The organism is Natronomonas sp., assembly GCF_046710025.1.
In the GTDB taxonomy this organism is placed as follows: domain Archaea; phylum Halobacteriota; class Halobacteria; order Halobacteriales; family Haloarculaceae; genus Natronomonas.
In genome coordinates this window covers 1-7192 of record NZ_JBKEGK010000128.1, presented here as the reverse complement: position 1 = coordinate 7192, position 7192 = coordinate 1, and the positions used below count along the sequence as shown (strand labels likewise).

Below are 7192 nucleotides of genomic sequence, written 5' to 3'. Positions count from 1 at the left end.
CGATATCGACGCCGTAGTCGTCGACGAGCGCTTCAAACCGTCCGGGCGCGTCGTCGCCGGGTGCGACCGCGAGGCCGTACTCGACGCCCGCCGCCCGTCGTGGGATGCGCCAGGCGAAAAATCGGGGAATAGTGAGGTGAACGTCGACGAAGTCGTCGTCGTCGACTGCCTCTGAGAAGCCCAACACGCCGTGTAGCAACTCTTCGGGCTCGGGGAGACCGACCTCGTTTCGAACCTTGGATCGGGGGCCGTCCGCCCCACAGACCAACCGAGCCTCGAACGTGTCGAGGCCGTCAGGGCCGCTGGCGTCGACCTCAACGCGATCGGAACACTCGCGCACGGCGGTAACCCGGTGGCTGGTTCTGATTTCCGCGCCGGCGTCACGGGCGCATTCGGCCAGTGTCCGGTCGAGGCCAACGCGGTCGATCACGTTCGAGATGACGCCGTCTTTATAAAACGGGTGCGCAGGGCTGTCGGCACCGCCAAGGTGAAACCGCGCGCCGTGGATCTCGTTTTGCAGTAGGTCCTCACGCGCCGATTCGGGGACAAAGTCCCAGACATCAAGGCTGACATGGCCCGAGCACGCGAGCGGACGACCGATCTCGCCCGATTCGAGCACCAGCACGTCCCGGCCACGCTCGGCGGCCGAACGCGCGAAGCGCGAGCCCGCGGGGCCCGCGCCGACGACGACGACATCGTACATACTGGTTATCCAGTAAGCGACGGACAAGTATGCTACGTCACACGCCGCTGCGGGAGTGGCCGGCTTCGAACGGCCGCCGTGGTTGCTGCTACGGGTGAGGGCGGCGGCGTATTCGAGCGCGCGCGTCAGTAGCGCTCCTGGAGTTCCTCGCGGAGGTCCTCGAGAGCCATCCCTTTCATCGATAACAGGACGAGCAGGTGATAGACGATGTCGGCTGCCTCGTGGGCGATCTCCTCGGTATCGTCGTCCTTGGCCGCGAGAACAAGTTCGGTCGTCTCCTCGCCTAACTTCTCGAGGACGGCGTTATCCCCCTTCTCGTGGGTGAAAAGCGAGGCGGTGTAGGAGTCCTCCGGGAGTTCCGCCTTTCGGGATTCGATCACGGTAAACAGGTCGTCGAGGATCTCCGAGTCGGGCGTCCGTTCGGCGTCCGCCGGGGCGGGTGCCGGGTCTGCGTTGGCCGGGTCGGGGGCGTCGTCGCTCATGCGCCGATCATCCCCCGGATGTCTTCCAGACCCGCGTACTCCTCGATCGGTTCGCGCCCGGCGTCAAACACCGACTGTTCGACCGCGATGTCCGCGCCGGTCCGCGCGGCGAGCGCCAGCGAGTCACTCGGGCGGGCGTCGACAGTCACCGACTCGCGGGGCGTGTCGAGATGGAGGTCGGCGATGTAGGTCCCGTCGTCGATCGACGAGACGACGACGCGGTCGACCCGTCCCCCCAACTCCTCGGTCACGTCGAGCAACAGATCGTGCGTGAGCGGGCGGCCGATGTCGGTCGCGTCGAGGCCGCGGGCGATGCTCGCGGCCTCCTCGAACCCGACGAAGATGGGCAAGACGTCCGCCTGGTCCTCGACACCGAGCGTCACCACGGCGACGACCCCCGACGGGGACTCGGCGACGCGGACGCCCTCGATGTGTGCGTCCATACCGTCAGAAAACGGCCGGAGCGTAAAAACCCAGGCGGTCAGCGCGCGGCGGCGGGGACGGGAGGACGGCCTACTCGAAGAAGGCCAGCCCGTGGATCCGCGAGTCGTCGGTCAACTCGGGATGAAACGAGGTGCCGAGGACGTTGCCCTGTCGGACGGCGACCGGCTGGCCGTCGACCGACGCAAGGGTCTCGACATCGTCGCCGACCGAATCGATCGTGGGCGCGCGGATGAACACCGCCGGGAACGGGTCTGCGAGGCCGGTTACGTCGAGGACAGCCTCGAAGCTATCTTTCTGTCGGCCGAAGGCGTTCCGGTCGACGCTCACGTCGAGGATGTCCAAGGTTTCGACGCGGTCGTCCTTCGCGTCGGAACTGGCGACGATGAGGCCCGCACAGGTGGCGAGCACCGGCTTGCCAGCGGCGGCAAACGCCTCGATCTCCTCGTTGAGTCCTTCCTCGGTGAGCAGCCGAGAGATGGTTGTCGACTCCCCGCCCGGCAACAGGAGCAGATCACAGTCGGGGACGGTGCCCGGCGAGCGTATCGTCTCGACGCGACAGACCTCGCCGTGTCGCTCGGCTGCGCGCTCGATCGCCTCGGCGTGTTCGGCGACATCGCCTTGGACCGCGATGACGCCCACGGTGAGCATATCCGCTATTGGATAGGCGACCGAAAAAAGTACTCGATACGGGCCGTTCTGTCCCGCGCCCGTGTCGTGAAGCCAGTCGGCGTATTGGAAAGACGGGGCGGGGACGGCGTGCGCGATAGGCCGGTGGGCATTTGTCGGGCGGCCGCGAACCATCGGTATGCTCGCCGTTCTTTCGGACACCCACGGCCGCGAGGACGCCCGGCTCTCGGGGCGGACCGCCGAGGCCGTCGAGGCCGCAACGGAGATTGTTCACGCAGGGGACTTCACGACCGCCGCGGTGCTCAACGACTTCGAGTCGTACGGACCCGTCCACGGCGTCTCGGGCAACAACGACACGCCCGCGGTATGTAACCGCGTTCCGAGGGATCGGGTCGTCGAGTGGCGCGGGCTTCGGATCGCCGTCGTTCACGGCCACGAGCACACCGACACCGCGCTGTCGATGTTCGGCCGGCAGTCGAACGCCGATCTCCTCGTCGTCGGACACTCACATGAACCGGGGTTCAGCGACGACGTTGTGCCGACTCTCAACCCCGGCAGCCACGCGGACCCGCGCTGGCACCGCCCCGCGCACGCGGAACTGGAGTGGGACGGGGCCGAGAACGCGGCGCTGGGGCGGCTAGTCGAACCGTCCGGTGAGGTGTTCGATCGCTTCACGATCGACCCGCAAGACGCTCGGTGAGCGTCACCAGAGGGGAAGGAAAACGCGCCGAACGCTCAGCGGGTGGGGTGGGGGGGGTGGGCAGCAGTGGAGGGCCGAAGCGTTCAGCGCATTCGATACGTGATACCGGGACATAAAGAGGCCACCGTAGGGTAAAATCGACGTTTTACACAACCGGGGGACAACCACCGGGGGCTCTCACGCGTACCGCCGAGTGCGGAGATACGTCACGCCGACGACGAGCGTGAGGACGGCCGCGCCACCAAGAAAAAACGCGAGCCCGGGGGGCATCCCACCGACTAACAGCCCCTCAAGAGCGGTCAAAAAGCCGTCTGACCCCTCGGCGGCCGCGTCCTCGAGTTCGGGAACTGGCGTCGCGGTCGGTTCCGGGACGGGTTCCTCCATCGCCTCCGGCGTCGGTTCCGGAGCCGGAGTCGACTCCGGCTCTGGCGTGTCGGCCGGGGCGTCGAACGCGCCGGCGTCGTCGCCGTCCCCGGGCGTCGGCGTAGGGGTCGCCTCCGGGTTTGGGGTCGCTGCCGGGGCGGGTGTTTCCTCCGGGTTTGGGGTCGATGCCGGGGCAGCGTCACCGCCGGACTCGGTGGGTGGGACGCCATCATCCCCACCGAACAGCGTCTGGATCACGGCGCCGCCGACGCCGAGGGCGAGGAAGCCGGCGAAAAGCCGCGAGAGGGCCGACCGGAGCCCCGAGGCGCGCTCCGCTTCGCCGGCGAAGATGACGAGGGGACTGTCGGCGGGACCGTACACCGACATTTCCCGACCCTTTTCAGAGTAGGCCGTCCCCACGACCTCAATCGCGCCGGCGTCGTCTAGCTTTTCGAGGTGGTACTGGGCGTTCTGCAGGGAGGTGTCGACGCGGTCGGCGAGTTCGCCGGGCGGGGCGGGGTCATCATGAAGCGCCGCTAGGATCCGGCGGGCCGTCGACGAGGAGAGGGCGGCCATCAGTTCGTCGGCCTCCTCGCTGTCGAGGTCGACGACCCGTGGGTCGCCATCGGGGGAGACGTCGGGGCTGGAGGGCAGGAGGCTCATCGACGAGGCGTATCAACCCCGCGATCATGAGCTTTTATACTGAACGGGTGGACGTGTCCCGGACCGAAGCGACGGAAGGGGCGCTCGGACGACCCCGGAAACGATTTTGCCCCGGGGGCGCAATGGCGGGATATGACAGGTCTCGTTCCGGTTCACCCGGCCGTCGGCATCTCGACGCTCCCGGCCGTCGCCCCCCCGACGCGTTCGACTGTCGGGGTCCCGGCGTCGCCGTTCTTCGGAGTCGACCCCGTCTTGGTCGGTATCATTCTAGTCCTTTTGCTCGTCGTCTTCGCGCTCTTTTTGTTCCTCCGGAAAACGCTCGTCAGTTTCTCCGAGGGGATGCGCGACGGCAGACGAAAGTGATCGCGCGTTAGACTGCCACCGCGATCCGATCGATCGCCCGTTCGATGTCGGCCCGATCGACCCCGAGGTGGGTACAGAACCGGACCTGCCCGTCGCCGAACGGAACGCCGAGGACGTCCCGATCCGCCAGCCGTTCGAGGAACTGGTCGGCCGGGGGATCGGGATCGACCAACACGATGTTGGTCTCCGGCTTCGTGACTGAGAGCCCCTCGATATCGGCGAGTCCGGTCGCAAGTTTGCGCGCGTTCTCGTGATCCTCGGTGAGGCGGTCCCGGTTCTCCAGCGCGAGTCGACCAGGCGCGGCGATCAACCCCGCCTGTCGCATTCCGCCGCCGAACAGCTTCCGGACTCGGCGGGCATCGGTTATGAACGACTCCGGGCCGACGAGGGTCGAGCCGACGGGTGCGCCGAGGCCCTTCGAGAGACAGCACATCACCGAGTCGGCCGATCGGACCAGTCGGGCAGGATCGGTCTCCAGCGCGGCGGCGGCGTTGAACAGGCGCGCGCCGTCGACGTGGACCGGAACGTTTCGCTCGTGTGCGGCCTCGCAGGCGGCGTCGATCCGGTCGGCGGCGATAGCCCTCCCGCCCCTGCTGTTGTGGGTGTTCTCCAGACAGACCAATCCGGTGCCGGGGCGGTGGCTGTCGCGTTCGACGTGGCCGTCGGCGACGGCCTCCGGCGTCACGACCCCGCGCGGCCCGCCGTCGATCGGCCGGACCTGCAGCCCCGCGTGCTGGGCGAGGCCGCCCAGCTCCCATTTATAAATGTGGCTCTCCCGCTCAAGAAGGACCTCCGCGCCGCGCTCCGTGTGGACGCGGGCAGCGATCTGGTTTCCCATCGTCCCGGACGGAACGAAGAGCGCCGCCTCCTTGCCGAGGAGTTCAGCGACCGCCGCCTCCAGTTCGTTCACCGTCGGATCCTCACCGTAGACGTCATCGCCCACCCCGGCCTCGGCCGCCGCGGTTCGCATCTCTGCCGTGGGCTTCGTCACCGTGTCGCTCCGCAGATCGATCATATATATGGGGTCGCGCGGGAGTGTATAAGCGTGACGCGGGGAGCGTGGCCGGCAGGTGCTACCGTGTCCGGCGGTCGCCGCGCGTGTGGGCTCCGGTACGAAGCCGATCGGCCCAGGCCGTGAGGCCCACAGGCCCGACTCGGTCGTCGCGAGCGTTCGGGCTACTCCTCGATATCGATCGCCGGCCGCGACGGTTCGGCCTTCCTCGCCACGTCCTCGGGGGCGTCAGCCGCGGCGAGGACGCGCACCTCGGCGTCGAATTCCCGTTCGATCAGCCAGGCGGCGGCCTCAAGCGCGTCGAGTTCGGCGGCGGGGCCGAGTGTCCGCTGGAGCGCCTCACGGTTCTCTTGGAGTTCCTGACCGTACGAAGCGGCCTCGTCGCCGTGACGTTTGATCTCGTCGCGTTGCATCAACTCGCCGATGACGTTCGGCGCGTCGCTGTCGATGGCGACGTTCAGCGCCTCGTGTTTCCACTCGGGTGTGACGACGATGTCGATCCGTTCGGGGTCGTCGATGCCCGCGACCTCGACGATCTGGCGGACGTCCTCGCGGGTGTTCTCGACGAGCCGTCGCCGTTTCTCGACGGCGTCGCGGTCGGCGTCGGTCTCGGGCCAGGCCGACTCGACGACGAACTCATCCTCGCCGAGCGTCTCCCACAGCTCCTCGCAGACGTGGGGGGCGACAGGCGCGAGTAGCCGAACCGCGACCGACAGCGCGCGCTCGAACGTCTCGTCGTGGACGGCCGTATACTCGCGGTACTGTCTGAGAGTCCCGACGAGCGACTTGGCACCGCGAACGGCGGTGTTGAACACCAGTTCGTCGTACTCCTCGGTCGCGACGACGACGGCGGCCTCGGTCTCGCTTTCGAGGTAGTCGGCGATCGGCCCGGCCTCCGGGGTCGTTTCGATCTCCCCGGCAGCGTAGGCTTCGACGAGTTCCAGCAGCCGCGCGAGGAACGCGTACGCCGACTGGACGCCCTGTTCGGACCAGTCGAAGTCGCGTTCGGGCTGGGCGGCTTGCATCATGAACAGCCGTGCGGTGTCGGCCCCGTACTCCGAGACGATGGCCTGCGGGGAGACGACATTGCCCTTCGACTTCGACATCTTTTCGCCCTCGAGTTGGACCATGCCCTGCGCGAGCAGGTTCTCGAAGGGTTCGCGGTGGGTGAGCCCCTCGTGGTCGGCGAGTGTCTTCGTGACGAACCGCGAGTACAGCAGGTGCATCACGGCGTGTTCGATGCCGCCGACGTACTGGTCGACGGGCATCCAGTCGTTGGCACGGGGACGATCGAAGGGGGCGTCCTTGAGGCCCGGAGAGACGTATCGCAGGAAGTACCACGACGAGTCGACGAAGGTGTCCATCGTGTCGGTCTCCCGTTCGGCGTCGCCGCCACAGTCGGGACACGTCGTCTCCGTCCACTCGTCGGCGGCGTCGAGGGGGTTGCCGGTGGTGTTGACGAATTCGGGGAGTTCGACGGGCAACTCTTCGTCGGGGACCGGGACCGCCCCACAGTCGGGGCAGTGGACGATCGGGATCGGGGTTCCCCAGTAGCGCTGTCTGGAGATGCCCCAGTCGCGGAGCCGGTACTGGGTGGCCGTTTCGGCCCCTTCGATGTCCGCCGTGAGCCGGTCACGGGCGGTTTCGCTGTCGAGGCCGTCGTACTCCCCGGAGTTTACGAGGACGCCGTCTTCGGTGAACGCCTCGCTCTCAACGTCGGGGATGGTCGGCTCCCCGCTGCCCCCAGGGTCGGGGGCGATCACCGGCCTGATCTCGAGAGCTTTCTTTTTCGCGAAGGCGTGGTCACGCTCGTCGTGTGCCGGGACGGCCATCAG

At 67.6% G+C, this 7192-nt stretch carries 9 protein-coding genes; 2 read left to right on the top strand and 7 right to left on the bottom strand.

What is annotated here, in order from left to right; genetic code table 11:
- The 4 genes from ACI944_RS09490 to pdxT all read right to left on the bottom strand — a co-directional run.
- Positions 1–703 (bottom strand): FAD-dependent monooxygenase (locus tag ACI944_RS09490; protein WP_411718804.1); only part of this gene is annotated, 703 nt, incomplete at its 3' end.
- Positions 704–828: 125 nt separating this feature from the next.
- Entirely contained in the window at positions 829–1185 is a 357-nt protein-coding gene (gene hisE, locus ACI944_RS09485; protein WP_411718803.1) for a phosphoribosyl-ATP diphosphatase, read from the bottom strand.
- Positions 1182–1628: a bifunctional nuclease family protein gene (locus tag ACI944_RS09480; protein ID WP_411718802.1), complete on the bottom strand. Its 447-nt coding sequence runs from the start codon at positions 1626–1628 to the stop codon at positions 1182–1184. Before ACI944_RS09480 ends, hisE begins: the two co-directional genes overlap by 4 nt.
- Positions 1629–1698: 70 nt before the next feature.
- Entirely contained in the window at positions 1699–2277 is a 579-nt protein-coding gene (gene pdxT, locus ACI944_RS09475) for a pyridoxal 5'-phosphate synthase glutaminase subunit PdxT (RefSeq protein WP_411718801.1), read from the bottom strand.
- Positions 2278–2434: 157 nt separating this feature from the next.
- On the opposite strand from pdxT, the gene ACI944_RS09470 reads away from it, so the two are divergent.
- Complete coding sequence (locus ACI944_RS09470; protein WP_411718800.1) at positions 2435–2956, top strand: metallophosphoesterase; 522 nt, start codon at positions 2435–2437, stop codon at positions 2954–2956.
- A gap of 177 nt (positions 2957–3133) precedes the next feature.
- Here ACI944_RS09470 and ACI944_RS09465 read toward each other — a convergent pair whose 3' ends face one another.
- Positions 3134–3982 (bottom strand): helix-turn-helix domain-containing protein, encoded by an 849-nt coding sequence (locus tag ACI944_RS09465; RefSeq protein WP_411718799.1) that lies wholly within the window; start codon positions 3980–3982, stop codon positions 3134–3136.
- Positions 3983–4114: 132 nt separating this feature from the next.
- On the opposite strand from ACI944_RS09465, the gene ACI944_RS09460 reads away from it, so the two are divergent.
- The gene (locus ACI944_RS09460) at positions 4115–4345 is read left to right on the top strand and encodes a hypothetical protein (protein WP_411718798.1); all 231 of its coding nucleotides are present in this window, start codon (positions 4115–4117) and stop codon (positions 4343–4345) included.
- Positions 4346–4352: 7 nt separating this feature from the next.
- Here the strand turns inward: ACI944_RS09460 and ACI944_RS09455 are convergent, their stop codons facing one another.
- Positions 4353–5360, bottom strand: a complete 1008-nt coding sequence (locus ACI944_RS09455; protein ID WP_411718797.1) for a threonine aldolase family protein — start codon at positions 5358–5360, stop codon at positions 4353–4355.
- A 161-nt stretch (positions 5361–5521) separates the two neighbouring features.
- Positions 5522–7192, bottom strand: a 1671-nt coding sequence (locus tag ACI944_RS09450; RefSeq protein WP_411718796.1) for a class I tRNA ligase family protein, incomplete at its 5' end; no start/stop codon positions are given.

Bases quoted from the DNA above. Each gene is read 5' to 3' on its own strand.
- hisE (WP_411718803.1), bottom strand. From the start codon at position 1,185: ATGAGCGACGACGCCCCCGACCCGGCCAACGCAGACCCGGCACCCGCC.
- ACI944_RS09480 (WP_411718802.1), bottom strand. From the start codon at position 1,628: ATGGACGCACACATCGAGGGCGTCCGCGTCGCCGAGTCCCCGTCGGGG.
- pdxT (WP_411718801.1), bottom strand. From the start codon at position 2,277: ATGCTCACCGTGGGCGTCATCGCGGTCCAAGGCGATGTCGCCGAACAC.
- ACI944_RS09470 (WP_411718800.1), top strand. From the start codon at position 2,435: ATGCTCGCCGTTCTTTCGGACACCCACGGCCGCGAGGACGCCCGGCTC.
- ACI944_RS09465 (WP_411718799.1), bottom strand. From the start codon at position 3,982: ATGAGCCTCCTGCCCTCCAGCCCCGACGTCTCCCCCGATGGCGACCCA.
- ACI944_RS09460 (WP_411718798.1), top strand. From the start codon at position 4,115: ATGACAGGTCTCGTTCCGGTTCACCCGGCCGTCGGCATCTCGACGCTC.
- ACI944_RS09455 (WP_411718797.1), bottom strand. From the start codon at position 5,360: ATGATCGATCTGCGGAGCGACACGGTGACGAAGCCCACGGCAGAGATG.